The 26,290-nt window shown below is 58.2% G+C and carries 20 protein-coding genes and 2 tRNA genes; 17 read left to right on the forward strand and 5 right to left on the reverse strand.

Translation table 11 applies throughout. From position 1 onward, the window contains the following. The first annotated feature begins 3 nt into the window (after nt 1-3). The 7 genes from U0L91_RS10595 (at nt 4) to U0L91_RS10625 (ending at nt 7,558) form a co-directional block, all read left to right on the forward strand. A tRNA-Trp gene (locus tag U0L91_RS10595) sits at nt 4-79 on the forward strand. Between the two features lie 121 nt (nt 80-200). Then, nucleotides 201-626, forward strand: a complete 426-nt coding sequence (locus U0L91_RS10600; RefSeq protein ID WP_330046802.1) for a MarR family winged helix-turn-helix transcriptional regulator — start codon at nt 201-203, stop codon at nt 624-626. Beyond that, nucleotides 623-2,332, forward strand: a complete 1,710-nt coding sequence (locus tag U0L91_RS10605) for an ABC transporter ATP-binding protein (protein ID WP_330046804.1) — start codon at nt 623-625, stop codon at nt 2,330-2,332. The genes U0L91_RS10600 and U0L91_RS10605 overlap by 4 nt, the downstream gene beginning before the upstream one ends. Beyond that, entirely contained in the window at nt 2,325-4,148 is a 1,824-nt protein-coding gene (locus tag U0L91_RS10610; RefSeq protein ID WP_330046805.1) for an ABC transporter ATP-binding protein, read from the forward strand. The genes U0L91_RS10605 and U0L91_RS10610 overlap by 8 nt, the downstream gene beginning before the upstream one ends. A 205-nt stretch (nt 4,149-4,353) precedes the next feature. Further along, on the forward strand, nt 4,354-5,715 hold the full coding sequence (locus U0L91_RS10615) for an MATE family efflux transporter (RefSeq protein ID WP_330046806.1): 1,362 nt from the start codon (nt 4,354-4,356) through the stop codon (nt 5,713-5,715). Nucleotides 5,716-5,856: 141 nt separating this feature from the next. After that, complete coding sequence (locus U0L91_RS10620; protein ID WP_330046807.1) at nt 5,857-7,128, forward strand: diaminopimelate decarboxylase; 1,272 nt, start codon at nt 5,857-5,859, stop codon at nt 7,126-7,128. 31 nt (nt 7,129-7,159) lie between these two features. Then, nucleotides 7,160-7,558: a hypothetical protein gene (locus tag U0L91_RS10625; protein WP_330046808.1), complete on the forward strand. Its 399-nt coding sequence runs from the start codon at nt 7,160-7,162 to the stop codon at nt 7,556-7,558. Between the two features lie 70 nt (nt 7,559-7,628). Here the strand turns inward: U0L91_RS10625 and mnmA are convergent, their stop codons facing one another. Then, complete coding sequence (gene mnmA, locus U0L91_RS10630) at nt 7,629-8,702, reverse strand: tRNA 2-thiouridine(34) synthase MnmA (RefSeq protein WP_330046809.1); 1,074 nt, start codon at nt 8,700-8,702, stop codon at nt 7,629-7,631. 14 nt (nt 8,703-8,716) lie between these two features. Next, a complete protein-coding gene (rnhA, locus tag U0L91_RS10635; RefSeq protein WP_330046810.1) occupies nt 8,717-9,178 on the reverse strand; it encodes a ribonuclease HI in 462 nt (153 codons plus the stop codon). A gap of 307 nt (nt 9,179-9,485) precedes the next feature. On the opposite strand from rnhA, the gene U0L91_RS10640 reads away from it, so the two are divergent. The 8 genes from U0L91_RS10640 to U0L91_RS10675 all read left to right on the forward strand — a co-directional run bounded on the left by U0L91_RS10640 (nt 9,486) and on the right by U0L91_RS10675 (nt 20,540). Beyond that, nucleotides 9,486-11,465 (forward strand): ribonuclease J, encoded by a 1,980-nt coding sequence (locus tag U0L91_RS10640; protein ID WP_330046811.1) that lies wholly within the window; start codon nt 9,486-9,488, stop codon nt 11,463-11,465. A gap of 49 nt (nt 11,466-11,514) precedes the next feature. Continuing rightward, nucleotides 11,515-13,497 carry a DHH family phosphoesterase gene (locus U0L91_RS10645; RefSeq protein WP_330046812.1) on the forward strand — a complete coding sequence of 661 codons (1,983 nt, stop codon included), beginning with the start codon at nt 11,515-11,517 and terminating at the stop codon, nt 13,495-13,497. Between the two features lie 18 nt (nt 13,498-13,515). Beyond that, nucleotides 13,516-13,968 (forward strand): 50S ribosomal protein L9, encoded by a 453-nt coding sequence (rplI, locus tag U0L91_RS10650; protein WP_330046813.1) that lies wholly within the window; start codon nt 13,516-13,518, stop codon nt 13,966-13,968. Nucleotides 13,969-14,025: 57 nt separating this feature from the next. Beyond that, on the forward strand, nt 14,026-15,420 hold the full coding sequence (dnaB, locus tag U0L91_RS10655; RefSeq protein WP_330046814.1) for a replicative DNA helicase: 1,395 nt from the start codon (nt 14,026-14,028) through the stop codon (nt 15,418-15,420). After that, nucleotides 15,407-16,792: a tRNA lysidine(34) synthetase TilS gene (gene tilS, locus U0L91_RS10660; protein ID WP_330046815.1), complete on the forward strand. Its 1,386-nt coding sequence runs from the start codon at nt 15,407-15,409 to the stop codon at nt 16,790-16,792. The genes dnaB and tilS overlap by 14 nt, the downstream gene beginning before the upstream one ends. A 24-nt stretch (nt 16,793-16,816) precedes the next feature. Further along, the gene (hpt, locus tag U0L91_RS10665; protein ID WP_330047106.1) at nt 16,817-17,359 is read left to right on the forward strand and encodes a hypoxanthine phosphoribosyltransferase; all 543 of its coding nucleotides are present in this window, start codon (nt 16,817-16,819) and stop codon (nt 17,357-17,359) included. Nucleotides 17,360-17,470: 111 nt separating this feature from the next. Beyond that, nucleotides 17,471-19,459: an ATP-dependent zinc metalloprotease FtsH gene (gene ftsH / locus U0L91_RS10670; RefSeq protein ID WP_481804528.1), complete on the forward strand. Its 1,989-nt coding sequence runs from the start codon at nt 17,471-17,473 to the stop codon at nt 19,457-19,459. Between the two features lie 37 nt (nt 19,460-19,496). Further along, nucleotides 19,497-20,540, forward strand: a complete 1,044-nt coding sequence (locus tag U0L91_RS10675; RefSeq protein WP_330046817.1) for a hypothetical protein — start codon at nt 19,497-19,499, stop codon at nt 20,538-20,540. A gap of 182 nt (nt 20,541-20,722) precedes the next feature. On the opposite strand, the gene U0L91_RS10680 is transcribed toward U0L91_RS10675, so the two are convergent. Continuing rightward, nucleotides 20,723-21,667 carry an RluA family pseudouridine synthase gene (locus U0L91_RS10680; protein WP_330046818.1) on the reverse strand — a complete coding sequence of 315 codons (945 nt, stop codon included), beginning with the start codon at nt 21,665-21,667 and terminating at the stop codon, nt 20,723-20,725. Beyond that, complete coding sequence (locus tag U0L91_RS10685; protein WP_330046820.1) at nt 21,667-23,622, reverse strand: DUF6311 domain-containing protein; 1,956 nt, start codon at nt 23,620-23,622, stop codon at nt 21,667-21,669. The genes U0L91_RS10680 and U0L91_RS10685 overlap by 1 nt, the downstream gene beginning before the upstream one ends. A gap of 184 nt (nt 23,623-23,806) precedes the next feature. On the opposite strand from U0L91_RS10685, the gene U0L91_RS10690 reads away from it, so the two are divergent. Beyond that, nucleotides 23,807-23,893: transfer RNA gene (locus U0L91_RS10690), tRNA-Leu, on the forward strand. A 50-nt stretch (nt 23,894-23,943) separates the two neighbouring features. On the opposite strand, the gene U0L91_RS10695 is transcribed toward U0L91_RS10690, so the two are convergent. Further along, on the reverse strand, nt 23,944-24,666 hold the full coding sequence (locus tag U0L91_RS10695) for a TraX family protein (RefSeq protein ID WP_330046822.1): 723 nt from the start codon (nt 24,664-24,666) through the stop codon (nt 23,944-23,946). Between the two features lie 345 nt (nt 24,667-25,011). Here U0L91_RS10695 and U0L91_RS10700 point away from each other — a divergent pair, with 345 nt between their 5' ends. Then, nucleotides 25,012-26,286 (forward strand): aspartate aminotransferase type Ic, encoded by a 1,275-nt coding sequence (locus tag U0L91_RS10700; RefSeq protein ID WP_330046824.1) that lies wholly within the window; start codon nt 25,012-25,014, stop codon nt 26,284-26,286. The last annotated feature ends 4 nt before the right edge of the window (nt 26,287-26,290 follow it).

Here is a 26,290-nt window from a genome sequence, read left to right on the forward strand (position 1 = left end):
CATAGGGGCATAGCTCAGTTGGTAGAGCAGCGGTCTCCAAAACCGCGTGCCGAGGGTTCGAATCCTTCTACCCCTGCCAGAAAAGCACCGATACAGATGTATCGGTGCTTTTTCTTTTGCAAAAAAGATCTTGCATTCCGCAGCCTGACGGCGTATGATCAATTTGTAAGGGCCCTAACAAAATCAAGGGAGGCGTACCGATGACATCCAATCTGGAACTGCTGCGTATGCTGTACGGCTGTGCCCATACACTGCGCGCTGGCGGGAAATATCGGGGTCAGGGCAGGCTGCTCAATCTGCTGCGGGAACATGGCGCGATGACCCAGAAAGAGCTGGTGGAACTGACGGACCGCCGTTCCGCCACCTTGAGTGAACAGCTTGAAAGCATGGAACGCGCGGGATTTCTGACCCGGCAAAAGAATCAGAAAGACCAGCGCAGTCTGGTTGTTGCGCTGACGCCGGAGGGCAAAGCCGCGGCAGCGGAAGCTCATGCAGAATGGCTCCGCCGCGCCGAAGCGTTTGAGGGACTCAGCCAGGAGGAGAAAGAAACGCTGGCGGTACTGCTCAGCAAAGTGTCCGAAGCAGGCCGCGCACGTCAGACCGGGAAAGGGGATGCGTCGGATTGAACCTGATCCTTCATTATATCCGGCGCCATCTCGGATTGTTCTTCACGGCAATCTTTTTTCTGACGCTCGAAGCACTGGCGGACCTCATGCAGCCCGCCATGATGGAGCGCATCGTGGACGAGGGCGTCAAGAATGCGGATGTCCGCCGGATTCTCACCAGCGGAATCATCATGGTCGGCATTGCGGCACTGGGCGCGCTGGGCGCCGTCATGCGCAATATCTACGCGAGCCGGACATCCCAGACCATCGGGCGGGAAATCCGCTCGGATCTCTACCGCAAGGTACAGAGCCTTTCGCTCGAGAACATTGATCGTTTCCAGCCGGCATCCATCATCACCCGGATCACCAACGACGTCACCCAGATTCAGGAATTTGTCAACGGCTGTATGCGGATCATGGCCAAGGCGCCCATCACCTGCATCGGGGCCATTGTGCTGCTGGCGATCCAGACCCCCTGGCAGATTCCTGTCCTGGTTGTGATTCTGGTGGTGGTCGGGATCTGGATCACCGGAAACGTCCGGCTCGGCTATCCGCGCTTCGGCGCAATGCAGCAAAAGCTGGACCGGCTCAACAAGGTCAGCCGGGAATTCCTTTCCTCGGTGCGGGTGGTCAAGGCCTTCCGCGCCGAAACGCAGGAGGAACAGCGCTTCGGCCAGGCCTCCCGCGAACTGGCGCAGGCAACGACCTCCGCCATGCAGGTCATGGCTGTCTTTTCGCCGCTGATCAACCTGACCGTCAACTTGGGCATTGTGCTGCTGCTCTGGCTTTCCGGCAGCGGCAACAGCGAGATCGGACACCTGATGGCATCCGTCAATTATATGACCCAGATTCTTTTTTCGCTCGGGATGGTGTCCAACATCCTCAACACTGCGGCCCGGGCGGCGGCGTCCGCGGAGCGCATCGGGGAAGTCCTGCAGGAAACACCCGCCCAAAAGGTGGCCGCCGCACCGCAGCCACTCGGTGATGGGGCAGACGTCGAGTTCTGCGATGTCAGCTTTACTTACGCCGGGGCGAGCCGGGAATCCTTGCGGCATCTCTCGTTCCACGCCGCGGCGGGGCAGACCATCGGCATCATCGGACCGACCGGCTCCGGAAAGAGCACGCTGGTCAACCTGATTCCTCGCTTTTATGATGCCGTTTCCGGGACAGTCAGGGTGAACGGCGTGGACGTGACACAGGCCGACGCGGTGCAGCTCCGGCAATCCGTTGCCATTGTTCCACAAAAGGCACTCCTGTTTTCCGGCACAATTCTGGAAAATCTTCGCTGGGGCCGGCAGGACGCCTCTGAACAGGAGATCCTCCGTGCAGCCCGGATCGCCTGCGCCGATGAATTTGTCAGCCGGATGCCGCAGGGATACCAGACCCAGCTGGGCCAGGGCGGCATCAACCTCTCCGGCGGTCAGAAACAGCGGCTGGCATTGGCGCGTGCGCTGGTCCGCAGCCCGCGGATTCTGATTCTTGACGACTGCACCAGTGCTCTGGATGCCGAAACCGAAGCCCGCGTTTTGCAGGGACTGCGTCAGATGCAGGGAGTTACCGTGCTGCTGATCAGCCAGCGCATTGCCACGGTCCGGCGGGCAGACCGGATTCTTTGCTTGGAAGACGGTGTTGCCTGCGGATTCGGAGCCCATGAGGAACTGATGAAGGACTGCCAGACCTATCAGGCCATCTACGCTTCGCAGATCGGAGGTGTGCGCCATGGCTGAATCCTATTCTCCGCCTCCGGCCAGACTGACCGGAGGACCCGGCAGCGGCAGGGGAGGGCTTTCCCGGGGCCGCCCTGTGGAAAAGCCCCGGGATTTCAAGGGAACGCTCCGCCGCCTCTGGACGTTGACCCGGGGCAGCCGCAGGGGACTGGGCTGGGTGCTGGTTCTGTCGGCGCTCTCCTCGGCGGCGTCCATTCTCTCCCCGCTGGTGATCGGTCAGGCAGTGACGGCGGTGGATGCAGGAAATCCCGCCGGGACGATTTTGCTTCTGCTGCTCGTCCTTTACCTCGGGGACTGGCTGGTCCGGTTCCTGCAGCAGTTCCTGATGGCCTTTATCGGCCAGAGGATGATTCATCATATCCGGACTTCGCTTTTCGGTGTGATGAAGACTTTGCCGCTGGCCTTCTTTGACAGGCGGCAGCACGGCGAGCTCATGAGCCGTCTGACCAATGATGTGGACAATATCAGCACGACCATCTCCAATTCTCTGACCCAGCTGCTGACCTATTGCTTTACCATCCTCGGCATTTTCGGCGTGATGCTCTCAATGAGTGGGCTTCTGACGGCGGTTTCCCTGGTCGGGGTCGGGCTGATCTTTGCCCTTACGCGGTTCATCACGCTGCACACCCGCAAACTCTATGTCCAGCAGCAGCGTATTCTCGGAGAACTCAACGGCCAGGTGGAGGAGACGGTCTCCGGCGCGGGAATCGTCAAGGCCTTCTGCCGGGAAGCGGACGTTATAGACCAGTTTGAAGAAAAGAATGCCGAGCTTTGCCGCGTATCCACCCGGGCACTGATCTGGTCCGGCTATCTGATGCCCATCACCAATGTCATCAACAATCTCAGCTATGTGGCCATCTCGGTGGTCAGCGGACTGCTGGCGGTGCGCGGCGCCATTTCCATCGGGATGATTTCCAGCTTCCTGCTGTACAGCCGGCAGTTCTCCCGCCCCTTTGTGGAGATCGCCAACATCTACAACAATTTCCAGACCGCCGTTGCCGGCGCGGAACGGATCTTCGATATTTTGGATGAGCCGCCCGAACCCGCGGATGTCCCCGGAGCGCTCCCCTTGTCCCATCCCAGAGGGGAGATTGAGTTCCGCCATGTCACCTTCGGATATGATCCCGCGGTTGCGGTATTGAAAGATGTCTCGCTCACAATCCCCGCCGGAACCAAGATGGCGATTGTCGGTCAGACCGGCGCAGGCAAAACAACGCTGATCAATCTGCTGACCCGGTTCTATGATGTGAATGACGGCAGCATCCTGCTGGATGGCCATGACCTGCGGGAATACCGGATGGAGGATCTGCGCCGGACCTTCGGCGTGGTGCTGCAGGATACCGCCCTGTTTGCCCAGTCCGTGGCCGAAAATATCTGTTACGGACATGCCGGAGCCAACCGCGACAAGATGGTTTCGGCGGCGCAGACGGCGGGGGCAGACCCCTTCATCCGCCGCCTTGCGCAGGGATATGATACCGTCCTGACCCAGAGCGGCGCCGAGCTCAGCCAGGGAGAACGTCAGCTTCTGACCATCGCCCGTGCCGTGCTGGCCGATGCGCCTATCCTGATTCTGGACGAGGCCACCAGCTCGGTGGATACCGTGACCGAACAGAAAATCCGCCGTGCCATGATGGCAATCACGGCGGGCCGGACCTCCATCCTGATTGCGCACCGGCTGTCCACCATCCGCGACTCGGACCAGATTGCGCTGCTGGAAAACGGGCAGATTGCCGAGCTTGGTTCCCATGAGGAACTGATGGCCCTGGACGGGAAATATGCCGCACTCTACCGCACGCAGATGGGCATTGCCCGGTAGGCCGGGACAGCACTGCCCGGCGCGTAAAACGGACAGATGGGTGCCCGGCCTGTTCCCTTAAATTTTTTTATGCCGGAATCTTGATTTTTTGCTTCAGTATAGTATAATTATCACCGCACTTTCGTGCGATTCCAAAAGGTGGCCGCCGCTGTGCGGCCGCTTTTTTGCAGCAGAAAATCAACAAACGGAGAGGGTCGTTTCTGGTATGACAAAGGATTTGACAAGCGGCAATCCGCTCAAGGTGATTTTATTCTTTACCCTGCCGCTGATGCTCGGCAACCTTTTCCAGCAGTTTTACAGCCTGGCCGACACGATCATTGTGGGGCGCTTTGTGGGCGTCGATGCGCTGGCGGCCGTCGGTTCCACCGGATCTGTGAATTATCTGATTCTCGGGTTTGTGATCGGGATGTGCAACGGTTTCGCCATTCCGATTGCCCAGCTGTTCGGCGCACATGACGACTCGGATATGCGCCGTCATGTGGCCAACGCTGCCTGGCTGTGCGTCGGCTGGGGACTGCTGCTGACCGTCGCAACGGTGCTGCTGACCCGACCCATCATGCAGCTGATGCAGACCCCGGCGGATATCATTGACGATGCCGCCCTGTATATCGGCTGGATTTTTGCCGGCATCCCCTTTGTCTTTCTGTACAATATGGTCGCGTCCATCATGCGTGCCCTCGGCGACAGCAAAACGCCGCTGTATTTCCTGCTCCTGACCAGCGTGCTGAATATTGCACTGGACCTTCTGCTGATTCTGGCCTTCCATATGGGGGTGACCGGTGCGGCGGTGGCCACCGATGTTTCGCAGGCGATCTCCGGAGTTCTGAGCTTTCTGTATCTGAAAAAGAAATTCCCGATCCTGCATGTCTCTGCGGAGGAACGCCGCTTCGATACCAGTGCCTGCCGCCGGCTTTCCTCCATCGGCCTGCCGATGGGACTGCAGTGCACCATCACGGCGGTGGGCAGCGTCGTGATGCAGGGGGCGGTGAACCTGCTGGGCAGCGGCGCTGTGGCGGCCGTCACGGCGGCCGGCAAGACGCAGAACCTGCTGACCTGCCCGCTGGAGAGCATCGGCACCGCCATGGCCACCTATGCGGGGCAGAACCTGGGCGCCGCCCGCCTGGACCGTGTGCGCAGCGGCGTGCTCAGCGCGCATCTGATGGTGGTTGTCTATTCGCTGGGTTCCCTTCTCTTCCTGCATTTCTTTGATGTCGCCATCGTGGGCATGTTCATTGATACCGACGTCGAGGTGCAGATCGTGGAAATGGCCTGCAGCTATATGTTCTGGAACAGCCTGTTCTTCATTCCTCTCGGGGCGCTGATCGTGTGGCGCTACACCATCCAGGGTCTCGGATACTCCACGCTGGCCATGATGGCCGGTGTAGCCGAGATGGCGGCACGGACCGGTGTTGCCATTGTGCTGGTTCCGGTGCTCGGCTTTTTCGGCGCGGAGCTTTCCAACCCTGCCGCCTGGGTAGCTGCCTGCGTGTTCCTGTATCCGGCGTACCGGTGGACGCTGGTTCATCTGGAAAACCGTCTGCACGCCGGTCGTCTTGCCATGCGCTGATCCTGAATCTGCCATACGGAAATTGCGGGAGTCCCTTCCGGGGGCTCCCTTTTTTGGCATTTTTCGCAAAAAGGACTTGCCGATACTGTATAAAAGCAATATAATACATGTATGTTTATAACAGCGGGAGGAAAGTGTATTATGCCGGAGAAGAAGCCATTTATCACACTGGCTCAGGCGCAGGAAATCGTTGCGGACGTACCTACGCCGTTTCATCTGTATGACGAAAAGGGAATCCGTGAAAATGCGCGCCTGGTGAACAAGGCGTTTGCATGGAATACGGGATTCAAGGAATATTTTGCGGTCAAGGCAACGCCCAACCCGTATCTGCTGCGCATCCTTCGTGAGGAAGGCTGCGGCGTGGACTGCTCGAGCTATACCGAGCTGCTGCTCAGCGAGGCCTGCGGCTTCTCGGGAAGTGAGATCATGTTCTCCTCCAACGAGACGCCTGTCCAGGATATGCAGAAAGCCTATGAACTCAATGCCTATATCAATCTGGATGATTTGACGCATGTCGATTTTCTCGAGCGCGTGGCCGGCATCCCCGAAACGATCTGCTGCCGCTACAATCCGGGCGGAACGTTCGATCTGGGCAACGGCATCATGGACAATCCCGGCGATTCCAAATACGGCATGACGGAAGACCAGATGGCCGAAGCCTATACCCGTCTGATGCACAAGGGCGCCAAGTATTTCGGAATTCATGCGTTCCTGGCCAGCAACACCGTGACGGATGACTACTATCCCGAACTGGCCGGAATCCTGTTCAGCCTGGCGGTACGCCTGCATCAGCGCACCGGCGCCAAGATCCGGTTCATCAACCTGTCGGGCGGCGTCGGCGTTGCCTATCGGCCGGAACAGCGCGCCAATGACATTATGGCCATCGGCGAGGGCGTCCGCAAAAAGTTCGAGGAGATCCTGGTGCCGGCGGGCATGGGCGATGTGGCCATCTTCACTGAGATGGGCCGCTTCATGCTGGCGCCTTACGGCTGCCTTGTGACCACCGCCATTCATGAAAAGCATATCTATAAGGAATACATCGGCGTGGATGCCTGCGCGGCCAACCTGATGCGCCCCGCCATGTACGGCGCATACCATCACATTACGGTGCTGGGCAAGGAAAACGCTCCCTGCGACCACAAGTATGACGTCGTGGGCGGCCTTTGCGAGAATAACGATAAGTTTGCGATTGACCGGATGCTGCCTGAAATCGACAAGGGCGACCTGCTGGTCATCCACGATACCGGCGCACACGGCTTCTCGATGGGGTACAACTACAACGGCAAACTGCGCAGCGCCGAGGTGCTGCTCTGCGAGGATGGCTCTCATCAGCTGATCCGCCGCGCCGAAACGCCCGCCGATTACTTTGCCACGCTGGATTTCAGCCCCTTCTATAAAAAGATGGGATTCTGAGACGCACATAAGAAAAACGAGGTAAATCACGATGTTCCAGTTCATGCTTGTGGTCGGACTTGTGCTGGCCTATTATGGATATTCCGTCACGAAAAATCCGCATATCTGGGGAGATCAGGGGCGGGATGCCATCAAGGAGGAAAACTGGAACCGCTATGTGCGGATGAACGGCCAGTTCGTGATGTATGCCGGGTTCCTGTTTGCGGCGCTGGCGGCACTGGATATGGCCGTAGATCTTGCCGAATGGCTGTTTTTCCTGATTCTTCTGGGCGGTCTGGCGGTGTTGCTGTATCCGCTGGCCCACTGGATGCACCAGCAGGAGGGCACCTGGAACCCCTGGCCCCGCAAGGAAACCGAACAACATAAACGCCGCCGTCTTGCAAAAGAAGAGGAACGGCGTGCCCGTCGGGAACAGAAAAAATCCAAATAAAACAAACGACAGCCCCCTTCCGCCGCTGAGGCCGGAAGGGGGCTGTTCCTTTACGGATGACCGGAAAAAGTCATTCGGTTGTTTCGATAAATCCGCCGCCGAACACGAAACCGCCGCGATAAAATACGGCGCTCTGCCCGGGAGCCGGTGCACGGACCGGGTCGGGGAAGGTGACGACGCCGCGGCCGCTGTCTGCCGCGCCGCCGACAAACCGGCACCGGACAGCCTGGGCGGCACTGCGCACCTTGACGCGGTACTCACCGTCAGGCAACGGCCTGCCGTCCGGGGTGACAATGCCGGACAGCGTCATGCGGGAACTGTACTCTCCGCCGCTTTCGGCCAGCCGCACATCCCCGTTGGGAAGAATCTCCTTGACAAAGAGGGGACGCCCTGCCGCAATGCCAAGCCCTTTGCGCTGGCCGATCGTGTAATGGTCCACACCGGCGTGCGGGCCGAAGTCCTCCCCGTTGGGGCCGATAAAACGGCCTTGCGCGGGCTGGAATCCTTGCTTGTGAATGTAGGCAGAATAGTCGCCGTCCGGGATAAAGCAGATCTCCATCGAGTCCGGCGCCTCGGCACAGGAAAGGCCGATGTCACGGGCGATCTCCCGCACGTCATCCTTCTCGAACTCGCCGAGAGGCAGAACCAGGCGCTGCAGAATCTTCTGCGGCAGGCGATACAGCATATAGGTCTGGTCGCGTGCGGCACTTTCGGGGCAGCACAGGCGGTACACCCCGTCGGGGCACTGTTCGATCCGTGCATAGTGGCCGGTTGCGATAAAACGGCAGTCCAGCTCGTCCGCCTTTTCGGCCAGAAGCCGGAACTTGACCAGGGGATTGCAGAGAATGCAGGGATTGGGGGTCCGGCCGCTGCAGTAGCTGGCGCAGAACGGGCGGATCACTTCGGAAGTGAACAGCTCGGAAGCGTCGATCGTGTGCAGTACGATGCCCAGCGAATCTGCAGCCGCCTTCGCCTGTTGGACGGCGGCATCGTGCGCTTCGGAAAAGCGGATCACCGCACCCTGTACCGCAAATCCCTGTTCCTGCAGAATGCGGACTGTCACGCTGGAATCCACGCCGCCGCTCATCCCCACCAGAATCTTGTCCTGCTTTTCAAACGTGTTGAATCCTAAAGAACCGTCCATCTTCGTCTCCTTCGTCAGGCCTGACGGCCTCCGTATTTTTTACTCTGTTCCACGGCCATCCGGTCGCAGCGTTCGTTCTCGGGATGCCCGGCATGCCCTTTGAGCCAGTGGAAATGAATCACATGTTTGTCGCTCTCGTCCAGCAGGGCCCCCCAGAGATCGGGGTTCAGGGCAGGGGACTTGTCAGCCTTGCGCCAGCCGCGCTTGCGCCAGCCCTTGGCCCAGCCTTTTTCCAGTCCGTTGATGACGTACTGGCTGTCGCTGAACAGATCAATGTCGCAGGGCTCTTTCAGCTGACGCAGCGCTTCCAGAAGCCCGGTCAGCTCCATGCGGTTGTTGGTAGTTTCGGCCGCGCCGCCCGAGATCTCCTTTTCATAAACCTTGTCACTGGTCCGGAAGCGCAGAATGGCCCCCCAGCCGCCCGGGCCGGGATTGCCGCTGCAGGCGCCGTCGGTGTAGATTTCAATATGTTTCATTGTTGTCCTCGTGCTGTCTTGTCAATACTTGTGATGCAATGCCCTTATTATACGCGATTTTGGCCTCATCCGCAACTGGCATACCAGTGCAAAAAACGTGCGGGGATTTGACAAGGATGGCAATGCGCTTTATAATAATACCAACTGCATGGAAATGGATTTATCAGGGCCCGGTTGCAGCTTTTCGGCTGAACTCTTCGCGCCCGGCATCGGTGTTTATAACACGGCAGCCTGTTTTACATGAACGAAACAACAGCGGATCGGGATGTGGTATCATCCCCGGTCCAGTCTTTTACGGAGGTATTCAATGGAAGAACATATCAACGAAAAACGTCCCCGCTCGTCCGGACGCAGCAGTTCCGGACGCCGCACATCCCGTGCCAAAAATGATGCGTCCCGTGCGCCCCGCAACGCCAAAGCCGGCGCTGCCGCCGCGGAATCTTCGGCCGCGGCAACCGAAAAAGCGGCCCCGCGCCGCCAGAACGGCAAACGCGGCACGCAGAACCGCCGTGCTTCCTCATCGGCCGGAGAAAACGCCGCGCAGCCGTCCCGGGCACCGCGTACCCGTGCGCCCCGCCGGCGTCAGCCCGCTGCGCCCAACGCCTTTGACGCAAGCGTGCCGGCCATTCCGATGCACATCTGCCCGCTGGGCGGCCTCGGAGAGGTGGGCAAGAACATCACCCTGTATGAGTGCCAGGGGGATATGATCCTCGTGGACTGCGGTCTGGTCTTCCCGGATTCCGAGATGTTCGGCGTGGATCTGGTGATTCCCGATTTCACCTATGTGATGGAAAACAAGGACCGCATCAAGGGTCTTTTCATCACCCACGGACATGAAGATCATATCGGCGCTCTGCCGTATCTGCTGAAAAAGTTCAATGTGCCGATCTACACGGCAAAACTGACCATCGGTCTTATCAAGAACAAACTCGAGGAACATGGCCTGGCTTCCAGTGCGATCTTCCACGAGATCCGCCCGCGCCAGAAAGTCAAACTAGGCTGCTTCACGGTGGAACCGATCCATGTCAACCACTCCATTCCCGATGCACTGGCCTTTGCCATCGAGTGCCCGGCCGGTATCGTGATTCATACCGGCGACTTCAAGATCGACTATACGCCGCTTTCCGGCGATGCGGTCACCGATCTGCCGACGATTGCCGAGTACGGCCGCCGCGGTGTCCTGGCCCTGCTGGCCGACTCCACCAACGCTGAACGCCATGGCTTCACAGCAACAGAACAGACCGTGGCGGAAGGGGTCCGCAGCCTGTTTGCCCGTGCCAAGAACAAGCGGATCATTGTGGCGACCTTTGCCTCCAATATCTACCGGATTCAGCAGATCATTGACCTTGCGATCGAATCCGGCCGCAAGGTGGCTGTGAACGGCCGGAGTATGGTCTCCAATACCGAGATGGCCCGTGAACTCGGGTACCTGCATGCGCCCGACAATGTGCTCATTGATATTGAGTCCGTCAACAAATATCCGCCCGAAAAGATTGTCCTGATCACGACGGGAAGCCAGGGCGAGCCGCTTTCCGCCCTGTCCCGGATGGCACAGGCCAGTCACCGGAATGTCAAGGTAGGCCCGAATGATTTCATCATCATCTCGGCCCGCCCGATTCCCGGCAATGAAAAGACCGTCACCAAGGTGGTCAACGGTCTGCTGGCACTGGGCGCGGAAGTCATCTATGAAAATATGTATGACACCCACGTTTCCGGCCATGCCTGCCAGGAAGAGCAGAAGCTGATGCTGACCCTGGCGCATCCGCAGTACTTCCTGCCGGTGCACGGCGAGTTCAAACAGCTCAAGCGCCATGCCGAGACGGCGGAACATCTGGGCTATATTCCCAAGCAGAATATCTATATTGCCGAAAACGGCCAGAATCTCTGCCTCTCCCGTGACAGCCTGACGCTGGAAAGCACGGTCCCGGCGGGCGCCGTCATGGTGGACGGTTACGGCGTGGGCGACGTCGGCAATGTTGTCCTGCGTGACCGGCATCATCTGTCGGAGGACGGCATCATCATCGTCACCGCTGCGGTGGACGGCAAAACCGGACAGGTTCTGTCCGGCCCCGATCTGGTCTCCCGCGGATTTGTCTATGTCCGGGAGAGTGAGGAATTGATGGACAACGCCCGCGTCCAGGTCGAGATGGCGCTGGACCGCAGTCTGGCCGACAATGTCCACGACTGGGCCAGCGTCAAAGCGCGCGTCCGGGAGGCGCTTTCCAGTTATATTTACCGCAAGACCAAGCGCAGCCCGATGATTCTGCCCATTCTGCTGGAAGTCTGACCGCTTTTTACCCGTCCGATCCGGACGGGCAGACGGATAAGGAAAACTCATGAAACATAAAATTCAGCGCGATTCCCTCATCATCATCTTTGTGCTTTTTGTGGCCTGCATCGCGCTTGCCGTGCCGCTGGCCTTCGTGGCGCCGCAATGGCTGATTGCCCCTGCGGTGCTGATGGTCTTTGTGCTGATTCTGCTGCTGCTCAACATCCGCGCCGTGCGCCGCTTTGTGGCGGAACATCTGCACGGCGTCAATCTGGAGGACAGCAAGATCCAGTACACCATCGCCAAGCTGCCGCTGCCGGCTGCGCTGCTGTCGGACAACTGCATTGTATGGTACAATGATCCGTTCCGGGATGAGATTCTCAAAGGTGCCGATGCGGTCCTGTCCCCGGCGGAGCATCTGCTCCCCGGACTGGATCTTGCCGTCTGTGCCCGCGCCCATGGACAGGATCTAACCGTGGGGGACAAGCGCTACACCGCGTACGCCAGCGCGGCGGGGTCCCCGAAGGGCGGCACACTGGTCTGCCTGGTCAACGATACCTTCTACAAAAATACCCTGGACGAATACAATGCCAGCCGGCCGGCCTGCCTGATCCTGGTGATTGACAGCTATGATGAACTGTTCAATGATATGAAGGATTCCGAACAGGCGCACGAACTGGAAGCCATCAACAGCCTGCTGGAAGAGTATATCGGCAGGACCACCGGATTCCTGCGCCGGGTATCCAACAGCCGGTATATCGCGGTTGTGGAGGAGCGCGACGTGCGCTGGATGATCGAGGAACGGTTCGATATTCTGGACAGCGTCCGGGCCCTTCATCCCGGCAATGGCGTCACCCTTTCGATCGGTGTCGGCCATGGCGGCGAAACCTTGCAGGAATGTCATGAAATGGCCCGTGAAAGCATTGACATTGCGCTGGGCCGCGGCGGCGATCAGGCCGCTGTCAAAACGGCGGACGGATTTGAATTCTTCGGCGGCATCTCGCACGGCGTCGAAAAACGCAGCCATGTGCGCAGCCGGATCATCGCCAACGCCCTTGCGGACCAGATCCGCCAGAGCGACAGTGTCATCATCATGGGACACCGTCAGAGCGATCTGGATGCCATCGGTTCTGCAATCGGCATCCTGCGGATGTGCAAGATGTGCGATGTACCCTCTGTCATCGCGGTGCGCAGCAATGCCACACTGGCGGGTCAGCTCATTGATACTTTTATCGATGCCGGCGAAGAACACAACTTCATTGAGCCGGAAGAGACTTATAAGCTGATTACGCCGGATACGCTGCTCATCGTGACGGATACTTATCAGAAACGTCTTCTCGAGGACACGAAGATCTATGAAAAATGCAGCCGTGTCGTGGTGATTGACCATCACCGCATGGCGGTCGGGCATATTGATAACCCGATCCTGCTGTACCATGAACCGTATGCGTCCAGCGCCAGTGAGCTCGTCTGCGAGCTGCTGCAGTTCATGCCTGCGCAGGACAACATCACGCCGCTCGAAGCGCAGGCGCTTCTGGCCGGCATTATGCTGGATACCCGCAGTTTTGCGCTGCATGTGGGTGTCCGTACCTTTGAAGCCGCTGCGTGGCTGCGCAGCCGCGGCGCGGAGACGGCTGAAACCAAACAGCTGTTCAATATTTCCAAGGAAGAATATGAGGCCCGCGCCGCCATTGTGGAGAGCGCCTACATCTACAAGGGCTGCGCCATTGCCATTTCGGACGAACTCGCACCTGAAATGAGTGTGGTTCTTCCGATGGCAGCCAACGACCTGCTGACCATCAACGGTGTGGATGCCAGCTTTGTGGCGGTTGCCAAAAACGGCGGCGTCAATATTTCCGCCCGCAGTATGGGCGCACTGAACGTTCAGGTCATTCTGGAACCCCTTGGCGGCGGCGGTCATCTGACAATGGCCGGTGCTCAGCTCAAGGACTGTACGCCGGAAGAGGCCGAACAGAGAATCCGCGAAGAAATCGATCAGTATCGTGAGGCACAGGCCGTTCAGGCAGGCGCCGTCCACGAACTTGAATAACAGGGAGGGGACTTTACCATGAAGGTGATTCTCAAACAGGATGTCAAAAGCATCGGCAAAAAAGATGAAATCCATGAAGTTTCGGACGGGTATGCACGCAACTATCTGCTGCCCCGCGGCCTGGCGGCTGTGGCGGACGCGAACGCACTGAATACCGCCCGTACCAAGAGTGAAGCCAAGGCCCACCATGAGGCGGAAGCCAAGGCTGCCGCAGAAGCGCTGGCCGAAAAGATCAACGGCCAGATCATCACCGTCAAGGTCAAGGGCGGAGCTTCCGGCAAGCTGCATGGCAAGGTGACCGGCAAGGATGTTGCCGATCAGCTGACCAAGCTGACGGGCACCGAGATTGACAAGAAAAAGGTCGAGATGCCCTCCACCATCAAGGAGTTCGGCAGCTATGAAGCACAGATCCGTCTGCATCCCGGCGTGACGGCTTCGTTCAAGATCAAAGTGGAGGAACAGCCGCTGTAAAGTGACTTTGCCTTACAGCAGAATCTGCCGGAATTCCGGCGGCAGGGAGGTGCCCGAATGGCAAACAATGAATTGAGTCTTTCCAGTCTGGGCATCCAGCTGCCGTACAATATGCAGGCAGAGCAGAGTGTCCTAGGCGCCGCACTGATGGATGAGACCATCCTCAACCGGCTGATTACCGAGCTGGAACCGGATATGTTCTATTCGGAACAGAACCGGGCCGTGTACGAGGAGATGCGCCGTCTTTTCAGCGAGAGCGAAGCGGTGGATGTCATCACGCTGGTGGATTCCCTGGCACAGAACGGCGTGTTCAAGGGCGCTGACGAAGCCAAGATTTACATTACCCGGATTGCCGAGACGGTCCCGGCGATCTCCAACGTCGATTCCTATATCCGGATTGTCAAGGAAAAATACCAGACCCGGCGCCTCATTGAGGCGGCCCGGGACATCCTGCAACAGACGGCGGAGGAATCCGACGCGGATCTGCTGCTGGAAAGCGCCGAACAGAAACTGTATGATATCCGCAACGGTCAGGACCGCTCCGGCGTTAAGACCATCCAGGAGTCCATCCTGGAAGTCATCGATACCATGCAGAAATTGTCCGGCGCAGACCGCGACAAGTTTGCCGGTATCCCCACGGGATTCAATTATCTGGATTCCATCCTGACCGGGCTCGGACGTTCCGACCTCATCATTCTGGCGGCCCGCCCCGGCATGGGCAAAACCAGTTTTGCGCTGAACATTGCCACCAACGTGGCGCGGCTGCAAAAAATTCCCACAATCATTTTCAGCCTTGAAATGACCTGTGAACAGCTGACGGACCGCATTCTGTCCAGTACCGCCGGCATCGACAGTCAGGCGTTCCGGACCGGACGCCTGAACACCTCCGACTGGAACGACTTTGCCAATGCGACTTCGCTGCTCTACAATGTGCCGATTTATATGGACGACTCGTCCGGTATTTCGGTTCCGGAAATCAAGGCCAAAATCCGCCAGATCAATCAGGACCCCAAGAAGGACAAGATCGGTCTGGTCATCATTGACTATCTCCAGCTGATGCAGTCTGCCAAACGCACCGAGAGCCGTGTGCAGGAAATCAGCGACATCACCCGAAACCTCAAAATCATGGCCAAGGAACTGAACGTCCCGGTCATTGCCCTGTCGCAGCTTTCGCGTGCGGCAGAAAAAACGGCCGGTCGCTCCGATCATCGGCCACAGCTGTCCGACCTGCGTGATTCCGGCTCGATCGAACAGGATGCCGATGTGGTGCTCTTCCTTTACCGCGCCGCCTACTATAACTCCCAGAACGGCGAGACGGAACAGGCCAATGAAAACGAGGCCGAATGCATCGTCGCCAAGAACCGCCATGGCGAGACCAGCGTGGTCCGCCTCGGCTGGGACGGCGCCCATACGCGGTTCAGCAACCTGGACGAAATCCATGAACAGTATTGACGCGGAACACATCCTCATAGAAATTGAGAAAACCCTGCTGGCCCATTGCAGACAGCAGGGGCTTTTCCAACCCGGTGAACAGGTCATTGCGGCCTGCTCGGGCGGCGCCGATTCCATGGCCTTGCTCCGGTTTCTGCTTCGCTGCCGGGAAACGCTCGGCATCTCGGTCCGGGCGGCACATGTGGACCACGGGATCCGCGGCGAGGCATCCCATGCCGATGCTGCCTTTGTCCGGGAATTCTGCCGTCGGAACGACGTGCCGTTTTTTCTGTATGACGCCCGGGCGGAGGGAATCGTCATTCCTGACCATCCCAGCGAAGACTGGGCGCGCCGGCTGCGCTACAGCTGGTTCGACGCCCTGGCAGTCAAAGAGAACGCTGTGATTGCGACGGCGCATACCCTGTCCGATCAGGCGGAAACGCTGCTGTTCCGGCTGGCAAGGGGAACCGGAGTTCACGGTCTGGCCGGCATTCCGCCAAAGCGCGGACATTACGTCCGGCCTTTTTTGTGCCTGACAAGGGAACAGACGGTGGCATACTGCGGCGCCCTTGGGCAAAAATATGTGCAGGACGAAACCAATGCGGATGATCATTTCGCCCGCAACCGCCTCAGACATCAGGCGGTCCCGGCTCTGTGCGGCGTCAATTCGTCGGCCCTGTATGCCATGGGACGGCTCTGTGACCAGATGCGGGAACTCGACGAATGGCTCTGCGCTCAGGCGCAGGCCCTGCTCGACACGGCGCGCTGTCCCCAGGGGTATGACCTGGCGGTTCTCAGAGCGGCAGATGGTCCGGTACTGACACAGGCGCTCCGGACGCTGGTTGTGCCGTCGAGGGATGCCGAAGAAAAGTATATCCGTCTGCTCCGCACCATCCTGCTGCAGGGGCACGGCGCCGTGCAGATCACCGACAATGTGCTCTGGCGCGTGGAGGGTCCGCTCCTCGTCCGGTGCGAGAAAGAGGCACCTTTGCCGGCTCCGGCCGCCCCGCAGCCGTTATCGGAGGGGAGTTTTCATCTGCCGGGAGGCTATTTGCTGCAGATTCAGCTCATGAATTATGAAGTTTTTTTGAAAAATCCAGCATTTTTCAAAAAAGACTACACCTATTGTGCAGATTATGCTAAAATAGATAAGAATATTTTATTGAGAACCCGTCAGCCCGGGGATGTTTTCCGTCCGGCGGGCCGTCATGTCGGGAAGAAGCTCAAGAAATACTTCAATGAAATCGCGGTTCCGGTTTCAGAACGTGCGCTGCTGCCGCTGCTGGCAGAGGATAACCAGGTAATTTGGATCTGGGGCGTCGGTTTTGCGCAGGGAATGGAGCCCGGCGATCAGACCAGGAAAGTTCTGGTCCTCAAGACGAAAAAAGAATAAGCGAGGGAACAAGCCGTGTATGATATGAATCAGGACATTGACCATATTCTCGTATCCGAAGAGCAGCTCCGCGCCAAGGTGGCTGAGCTTGGGGCGCAGATCAGCCGTGACTATGACGGTCACGATCTTCTGCTTGTCTCCATTCTGAAAGGCTCCGTCGTCTTTATGGCGGACATCATGCGTGCCATTTCCATCCCCTGCAGCATCGACTTTATGGTCGTCTCCAGCTATGGCGGGGCCAACACCCAGTCCACCGGTCTGGTCAAGATCGTCAAGGACCTCGATCAGGACCTTTCCGGCAAGGATGTCCTGATTGTGGAGGACATTCTGGATACCGGCATCACGCTGTCCCATCTGGTGCCGATGCTGGAACTCCGCCATCCCCGCAGTGTGCGGCTCTGCACCATTCTGAGCAAGCCTTCCCGCCGCAAGGCGGACATTGAGCCGGATTATCTCGGCTTTGAAGTGCCCGACGAGTTTGTGGTGGGGTACGGTCTGGATTATGACGAAAAATACCGCAATCTCCCCTATGTGGGCGTTTTGAAACCGGAAGTGTATTCCAAATAAATCCTGTCCGCCCGATGCGGCGGAAAATGAGAGGGAGTTGATTTTTTGCAGCATAAACCTCGTTTCAGCGGTATCATTGTGGCCGCTGTGTTGCTGGTGGTCGCGCTGGTGATGGTGTCGGGGTATTCGACGCTGTTCAGTTCGAGCGGCAGCACCATGATGATGTCCGAGGTCATGGGCTACTTTGAGTCCAACCAGGTCACCTATTTCAATCTTGACCTGAACACCGGTGTCATCGACCTGAGCCTCAAGGAAGGGGAAAAGCCTCTTCCGCAGACTGCCGGCAGCGGCAGTGAGACTGCCAACGGACTGCTGGCGGAAATCCATGGGGAAGACAATGCCTACGGTCCCAAGAACGGCGGCGTCATGACCATCACCTACAAGCTGCCCTATCCGCAGTGGTTCATCCAGTTCTATCTGAGCGATTATATTGCCCAGTACAACGAAGCCAATCCGGGGGCTCCCATGCAGTTCGACATGGTCCCCTACAAAACCAACGTCCCCTGGTTTGAGATCATCCTTTACGCCTTCATGATCGGCAGTGTGGTGCTGCTGTTCATGTCGATGTACCGCGGCGGAGCCGGCGGTGGCGGGCTGATGAATGTCGGCCGTGCCAAGGTCAAGGACCAGCAGGAGGGACAGCGCAAGGCCACGTTTGCCGATGTGGCCGGTGCTGATGAGGAAAAGGCGGAACTGCAGGAAGTGGTCGAGTTCCTCAAGGCCCCCAACAAATTCAATGCCCTCGGCGCGCGGATTCCGCACGGCGTTCTGTTGGTGGGCCCTCCGGGCACCGGCAAAACGCTCCTTGCCCGTGCCTGTGCCGGTGAGGCAGGCGTTCCGTTTTATGCCATTTCCGGCTCGGACTTCGTCGAGATGTACGTCGGTGTCGGCGCTTCGCGTGTCCGTGATCTGTTTGAAAAAGCCAAGAAGACCATGCCCTCCATCATCTTCATCGACGAGATTGATGCGGTGGGCCGTCAGCGCGGTGCCGGTCTCGGCGGCGGCCACGACGAACGTGAGCAGACGCTGAACCAGCTCCTTGTGGAGATGGACGGTTTTGATGCCAATGACGGCGTGATCGTCATGGCGGCAACCAACCGTGCCGACATCCTGGATAAGGCGCTGCTGCGCCCCGGTCGTTTTGACCGTCAGGTCTATGTTGGTCTGCCGGATGTCAAGGGCCGGGAAGAGATTCTGCGCGTTCATACCAAGAACAAACCCCTGGGCCCCGATGTCAGCCTGAAGACCATTGCAAAGTCCACGGCGGGCTTCTCCGGCGCCGATCTGGAAAACCTTGTGAATGAAGCAGCCCTTCTCGCGGCGCGCAAAGGCAAGAAGGCCATTACCGAGCCGGAAATCGAGGAGGCCTCCATCAAGGTTGTGGCCGGCCCCGAAAAGAAGAGCCGGGTTGTGACCGATGCCGAAAAGCGCCTGACTGCATACCACGAAGCCGGCCACGCCATCACGGGTTATTTCTGCAAGACACATGATCCGGTCCATCAGATCAGCATCATTCCGCGCGGCGCTGCGGGCGGCTTTACCATGTATCTGCCCGAAAAGGATCCCAGCTATGTGACCAAGACGGCGATGAATGAGAACATCGTCTGCCTGCTGGGCGGCCGCGTGGCAGAACAGCTGGTTCTTGACGATATCTCGACCGGTGCTTCCAACGATCTCGAGCGCGCCACGGATACTGCCCGTGCGATGGTAACCCGGTACGGATTCTCGGAGCGGATGGGCCCGGTTGTCTACGGCACCGATCCCGGTCAGACCTTCCTTGGACGGGATTTCGGTCAGGGCAAGGGCTATTCCGAAAACATCGCTGCGGAGATCGACAATGAAATCCGCGACATCATGGATGAAGCCTATGAAACGGCACGCCGCATCCTCTCCGAGCATATGCCGGAGTTGCACCGTGTGGCAGGCGTTCTGATGGAGCGCGAGAAGATCAGCGGCGAGGAATTTATCAGCTTGATGAAAGGGGAGCGCCTGGCCCCGTTTGGCGCGGAGGATGACCCTGCGCCCGCTCGTCCGGCAGCCCCTTCCGATATGCCCCAGCAACCTCCCCGGAATCCTTCTGACGAATCTGAAGAGAATTGAAACAAGGTGAAGCACGATGGATCAAAATTTTTCCCTCATGGCACAATCACGCGCCAACTACTACACGGTCGGAAGCCCGGTCCAGTTTGTCCGCGTTGAGCTGCTGAAAGGTGATGTGACAGGTGAAGTGGCAGTCTGCCTGACGTTCAAGAACGTCGGAACCGAACCCCTGACCGGTTTGATTGTCCATTTCAAGTGCAAGGATGCCTCGGGGCAGATTCTTTGCGAAGACGATTTCTATTATGAGCAGCTCGAAGTCCAGCCTGGTGAACTGTTCGGCGCGGATGATGCTGTTTTTGTCAGCGACACACCGGTTTCCAGCGTGGAAGTGGAGCAGGACCGCGCATTCCTCAACGGGCGCGGTGTTGACCTGCGCGGCTATAAGCGCGTCCGTCTGCAGACGCCTCGCGTTCTGCCCGGTTCCATTGCACGGCTGCTGCAGAACCGCACCAACAATCCTCAGCTGACCTGTGTCCCGCAGGACACCGAAAACGGCTGGTTCTGTGCCTGTGGTGCATTCCATCCCAATGAAGAAGCTGCAACGGTCTGCAGTGAGTGCGGCGGTGACCGCGCGTACATCAAGGCCACGCTGACCCGTATCCTCGAGGAAGCGCGCCAGGCTGCCGAACAGCAGCAGCGGGAAATCAACGCGGTGGCGAACGGCGTTCAGCAGCAGGAGCAGGACCCGGCCGCCGCTACGGCCGCTGCCGCACAGGCTGCCATCAACAATGAGCCGACTGCTCAGTTCACGCCCCCGGCATCCCAGCAGACCGAAGAAACGGATGAGGGTGACGATGAGGCCACCAATGCCGAGATGGAACGCGTCCGCCGTTATGCACCGAAGGGTCGTCTGTTTGCCGATGATGACGGCGAGGAAGACGAAAGCACCCGGATGTTCGACGGTGACGAGGAGGACGACGAAGACGCCTCCGCGCCCCGCGGCCGCTATGCGGACGATGACGAGGAGAGTGAGGACGATGTGATGGCAGAGCGCATCATTCATTTCGCTCCGCCCATCACGGCCATCATCTGTGCCGTGATCATTGCGGCCTCTCTGATCTACCATTTCGTGATCGCCTGAGCAGGGAAGATGGTATCCCGGCGTGTTCTCCGAACAGAAATGAACCTGTAAAGCAATTCTGCTTTTCATCAAAACATAAAAGCCGGCGACTGCCGCATGACTTCTCTTGAGAGAATCATGGCAGTCGCCGGCTTGTTTTGGTTTAAACCTATTGCCGGGAATTTTGTCCGGCACCGCGAAGATCACCGTAACGTACCGTCCAGAATCTGCTGATAATACCAGGGCTTGGGAACATAGAACGTCTTGCCGGCCATTGCAGAAAAACGCGGATTGGCGATCTTTTTCGGGAAAGCAAGTTCCCAGGCGCACAGTGCCTGATACTTGCATTTCAGTTCGCGGTTGGCGGCGTTGTTGCCGTATTTGGAGTCGCCGAGGATCGGGCAGCCGATGCTCGCCAGATGCGCACGGATCTGATGGGTGCGTCCCGTGATCAGGTCCACCTTGAGCAGGGCCAGCCGCCCGCTCACGGCGATTGTATCATACGCGGTGATGATCTCCTTGGCGCCGGATTTGGGGGCTTCCAGCACCCGCACAACGCCGTGGAGGGAATCTTTGGTCAAAAAACCGTGCAGGGTCGCGGCAGGCGGGACCGGTCGGCCGAATGTGACGCAGAGGTAGGTCTTGCGGATCTGCCGGTTTTTGATGGCGTCGGTCAGGAAATGCTCCGCCTCGGCATTTTTGGCGAGCAAAACCAGGCCGCTGGTTCCGGTATCCAGCCGATGACACAGACGAGGCTCCTGGGCGGCATCGTACCGCGATTCTTCATAAAGACGGCGGAAAACACGCTTGAGAAGTGTGTCTGCCTCCGGCCCGTCCACCGGGATGCCGGCCGGCTTGTTGACCACCATCAGATCGCTGTTTTCATAGATGATGTCCGCACCGCTGCGCGCCGAAAGAAACTCCGGGCCATCGGAAGGCGTCAGTCCCAGCTGATCATCCAGAAGATAGACGCGGATGGTGTCGCCATTCTGGACCCGTGTGGAGAGCGGCTGCTTTTTGCCGTTCAGCTTGATCTTGTTTTCCCGCAAAGCCTTGTTGAGTCTGCCAAGCCCCAGATGCGGGTACTGTTCCATCAGATACTTGTCCAGCCGTACCGGCAACAGACTTTTTACATGTAATTCCTGCATTATTTCGTCTCCAGTTCCTGATCCCAAAGTACCGTCGCATCGGGAATATCCAGTGTGACAAGCAGCCAGCCGGGATCATTGTCGTTGATTTCAGTGATGGCATATTCTTTTCCGCCGGCGCACAGATAGGCGGCGTTTTCCAGTTTCCGGCGCGTGAAGGGAGAATCCGCGAAGCAGACGGTCTTTTTGGTTTCGTCAAGCACACCGCGGTTCCAGAGCGCATCGGTATAGTCTGCAAGGCGCAGGGGATACTGCGCATCATACCGTGTGCACAGCGCATCGAACTGGTTGTCCTGCAGTCCGGGGGCGATGACGTACCAGACATTCTCTCCGCCCGTGTCGGTGACGCGGCCGCACCATGCCTGTTCCTTGACAGGCTCCACCGCCTGCAAAAAAGCACCTTCGTCCGAGAAGAGATAAAGGGTATCTTCCCGCAGAACGCCTTCCGCCAGCTCTCCCAGGAGCGTCTGCTGCTGCTCCTGGAAGGCAGCCGCGTCATACCGTGCCGCAAAGGGATCATTGGTTGTCATAGCGTGATCGGCGGCAAAGAGCGCCAGGTGCAGGGCATCATCCTGGATTCCGTCCAGAGAGACCAGGTGGCGATAATCGGCGGCTTCCTTCCAGAAGTCGCTCTGCATCGCGGACGGAAAGGCGTCCTGTCGGTTCGCCTGCTGCATGGCCTGGTTCCGCTGGATCATGGCAGGGGAAAGGTCCCATAGCTGGACCGCTGCCAGCAACACAACCGCAAGCGGCGCCGCCCGTCCGCGCAGACGGCACAGCCCGGCAAAGGCAGTCAGCAGGAGAAGATAGTAGACCGGCCAGAAGAGCCGCCCGCCCGACCGGAACACCGAGAAAAGCTGAATCCATGCCGGGGGCAGCGGCAGCGTGACCAGTGTCACGCCGTTGGCGGTGATGACATGACTGACCGCAAAGAGCGTCAGAATCACACAGACCGCGGCAAGGGCCCAGTGACGGCGCAATGCCGGAAGAACAGCCCGCCGCTGCAATACAAGTGCAATCGGAAGGGCAATCAGAACGCCCAGCCCCAGATAGGCGAAGGCATCATAGTTGCCGCCCACCTGATTCAGAAGTGGGAGAACCCGGCTGTAACGGACTCCGTTGACGCCTGCGGGGTTCCACAGTGCATTGAGGTTCATTGAGAAATATCCGTACAATGCCTGACCGCCGCTGGTGGCTGTCCCGTAGAAAAGCCCCAGTGCCCATCCCAGCAGCAGCGTGCCGGCCAGATCGGTGGCCAGAAACAGGGCCGGGCGCAGCAGCTGGCGGCGCCGGATTCCGACTTCCAGCAAAAGGGCCAATGTGACGGCGTAGGTCATCGGCAGAAAATACGGGTGGATTCCTATGGCCAGGACATTGAGAATCCAGAGAAGAGGAGATCCGCAGCGCTCCTCCCTGCGCAGACGAAGATAACAGTAAAGCACTCCCACCACCAGGAACTGTGCTCCCAGGGAAGTGTGCCGGAAGGCCCGTTCCAGCAAAACGGGAGAGGCAATAAAGATGAGATCTCCCGCCAAAGCGGTCAGGATTCCCGGAGCGAACAGCCCGCACAGCAGAGCACCGAATCCGCCCTGAAGCGCATAGCAAAGCAGGGTAAACCATCCGAAATACTGGAAGGTTCCGCCGAAAAGTGAAGCAATCGGCTTGGCGAGAGCGGCAACCAGCGGGATGGAATCGGTATAGGCGACGCTCAGTCCCGCGGGGGCGTTGATTGCGTCGGCAATGCAGAGCGGCCAGGCGGTTTCACTGCTGCGGTAGAACAGCCACCCGGCATAGTGCTGCTGGATGTCCTTTTCAATATAACCGCCGCGGCAGAACGCATCGTTGGCCACGTTGAGCGTCGAACACCCGAAGATCAGCAAAAAGAAAAGGATTCCCAGCAGCCCGCCCAGGCAAAACAACCGGAACTCCCGGGTCGGGACTCTTTTTTTCTGCATGCTGCCGCCTCCTTCCTTATCTATAGTTCATTGTATCATATTCCGGCCTGTTTGCCTACCGATGCCCGGACCGGACGCGGTTTCCTTGATTGACAAGGCAGGTGTTTTGCGCTACAATAGTTCCTGTTAAGCTGCCCCGGCAGGGGAGGCGGAACTCCCCGGGAATTCCGCCGGCTCCCGATCGGCCGCTATGGTGGAATTGGCAGACACAAAGGACTTAAAATCCTTCGGAAGTGATTCCGTACCGGTTCGACCCCGGTTAGCGGCACCAGCTCGCTGCAAGCATGCAAGGCTTGCAGCGAGTTTTTTTGTGCGCAAAAGTTACATGCCGGTCTCCAACAGCTGCCGCGCCCCGTACAGGATCAGCAAATGGACCGGGTAAAACCAATAAAATCCGTACTGAATCCATCGGCTTTTCTTTCCGCGGGTTCCGTCATACAGGGACAGAAGCGGAAGCGCCAGAAAGACACCGAGCCGGCTGGCCGATACGGCCGTGCCATCCAGCAGCGGCTGGATCAGATAAAACCCGGCAATCAGACAAAAGGCAAGGACCTGTCGCGCCTTGTCTTTGCGCAGCAGTCCGAACCCCACAATCCAGAGAACCGCAATATAGTTCCAGTCGGCCGGGATGGCCAGCAGGCAGCAGAGCAAAAATCCCAGACATTTCCCCCAGAGCGGAACGGCATCCGAATCCAGAATGGCCAATGCCGCAAGACCGAGCAGCAGGGAAAAGCCCACGTCGGTGGACTGCCAGAATGCAAGGACCGGTTTGCCGAAGCACAGCGCATAGGGAACATGGGCAAGCACGGCCATCGCCAGCAGTCGTCCCAGATAGTTCCGCAGGCAGGAGGTATGGCAGTACCCTTCGGCAATACAATAACACATAAGAGGCGCTGTCACACGGCCGAAAAAACGCAGCTCCAGCGTCAGGAAATCGGATGGGGGCAGCAAAACGGCGGCACAATGGTCAAGAACCATTGCCGCAACGGCGATGAGCTTCAGTTGGTTCGCATTCAGTGAAACCGGTCTTGTGTTTGGTATCATGCCGCAATCTCTCCGGGCTGGGTTGATGGTCAGGATTCGCAGGACGGTGCATCCCGGTTATCAGAATACTACGCAAAGGCGGGATTGTCCAGCGCTGCGAGCCTTTCTGTGCGTGAAAAGACGCCGGTCCATCGGAAAACTGATGCAAAAAATCCGTTTTCAAACGAAAAAAGATGCAAAGAAATTTTCCCGGATCTGCGGCAATGGGCCTGTACATAGATTTTTCGAATGAAAAATTATAAAAAAGCTTGTATCTTGGCGGCTTTTCGATTATACTTATATATACGTCTGAAGTTGTGCGCTAATATAGAGGGTAGCGCATCTACGCACAAGGGGGTTCGCATAATGGCAAATTATTTTGAAATGTCGAAGGAGCAGCTGCAGACCGAAAAGGCAGCGCTGGAAAAGTCCTATGCTGAGTTCAAGGCCAAGGGACTGAAACTTAACATGGCTCGCGGCAAACCTGGCCCGCACCAGATGGATCTGGCTATGGATCTGCTGAAGATGGACGACTATACCACCGAAGATGGTTACGACGCCCGCAACTACGGCAATCTGGAAGGGCTGACGGAAGCCCGCGAGCTTTTTGCTGATGTCATGGGCGTGAAGAGCTCGGAAGTTTTTGTGGGCGGCAACTCCAGCCTGCAGCTGATGTACAACCTGGTCTCTTTTGGCTATGACTTCGGCTTCCCCGAGTCTCCCTGCCCGTGGAGCAAGGTAGAGCATCGCAAATGGCTCTGCCCCACGCCCGGCTATGACCGCCATTTCAAGGTGACCGAAACCTTCGGCTTTGAGATGATCTCCATCCCGATGAACGAAGACGGCCCCGACATGGACATGATCGAGAAACTCGTGGCCGAAGACGATACCATCAAAGGCATCTGGTGTGTTCCCCAGTATTCCAACCCCGACGGCTATGTGTACAGTGATGAGACCGTCCGCCGCTTTGCCTCGATGAAGACGGCCGCCCCCGATTTCAAGATTTTCTGGGATGAAGCCTACATCGTCCATCATCTTACCGATGAGATCATCGAGACCCCCGTGCTGCTCAACGAGAGCAAGAAGTACGGCACTGAGGATCGTGTGTTCATGTTCACCTCGACGAGCAAGATCACCTTCCCGGGCGCCGGTGTTTCCGCGCTTGCCTGCAGCGAAAATTCCATGAAGTATGTCTGTGACCGTTACTCGGTCATGATCATCAGCTACGACAAGATGAACCAGCTGCGCCATGTGCGGTTCCTCAAGAACAAGGCCGGCGTGCTCAAGCATATGGAGAAGCATCGCCGCCGTCTGGTGCCCTGCTTTGACGCCGTCAAGTCCACTTTTGCCCATGAGCTGACGCCCTGCGGCAACATCGCACACTGGACCAACCCCAAGGGCGGCTATTTCATCAGCCTGTATGTCGTTCCCGGCTGCGCCAAGCGGGTCGCCCAGCTCTGCAAGGAGTGCGGCCTGACGCTGACCGGCGCGGGTGCCGCCTATCCGTACGGCATCGATCCTCAGGATTCTCACCTGCGGATTGCGCCCACCTATCCGAGCCTTTCGGAAGTGGAAACTGCCTCGCTGCTGCTCACCATCTGCGTCCGTCTCGCGGTGGTGGAAAAGCTGCTGGCTGAATAATGTA

The sequence above is a fragment of the Gemmiger sp. genome, assembly GCF_036306485.1.
GTDB lineage: Bacteria > Bacillota > Clostridia > Oscillospirales > Ruminococcaceae > Gemmiger.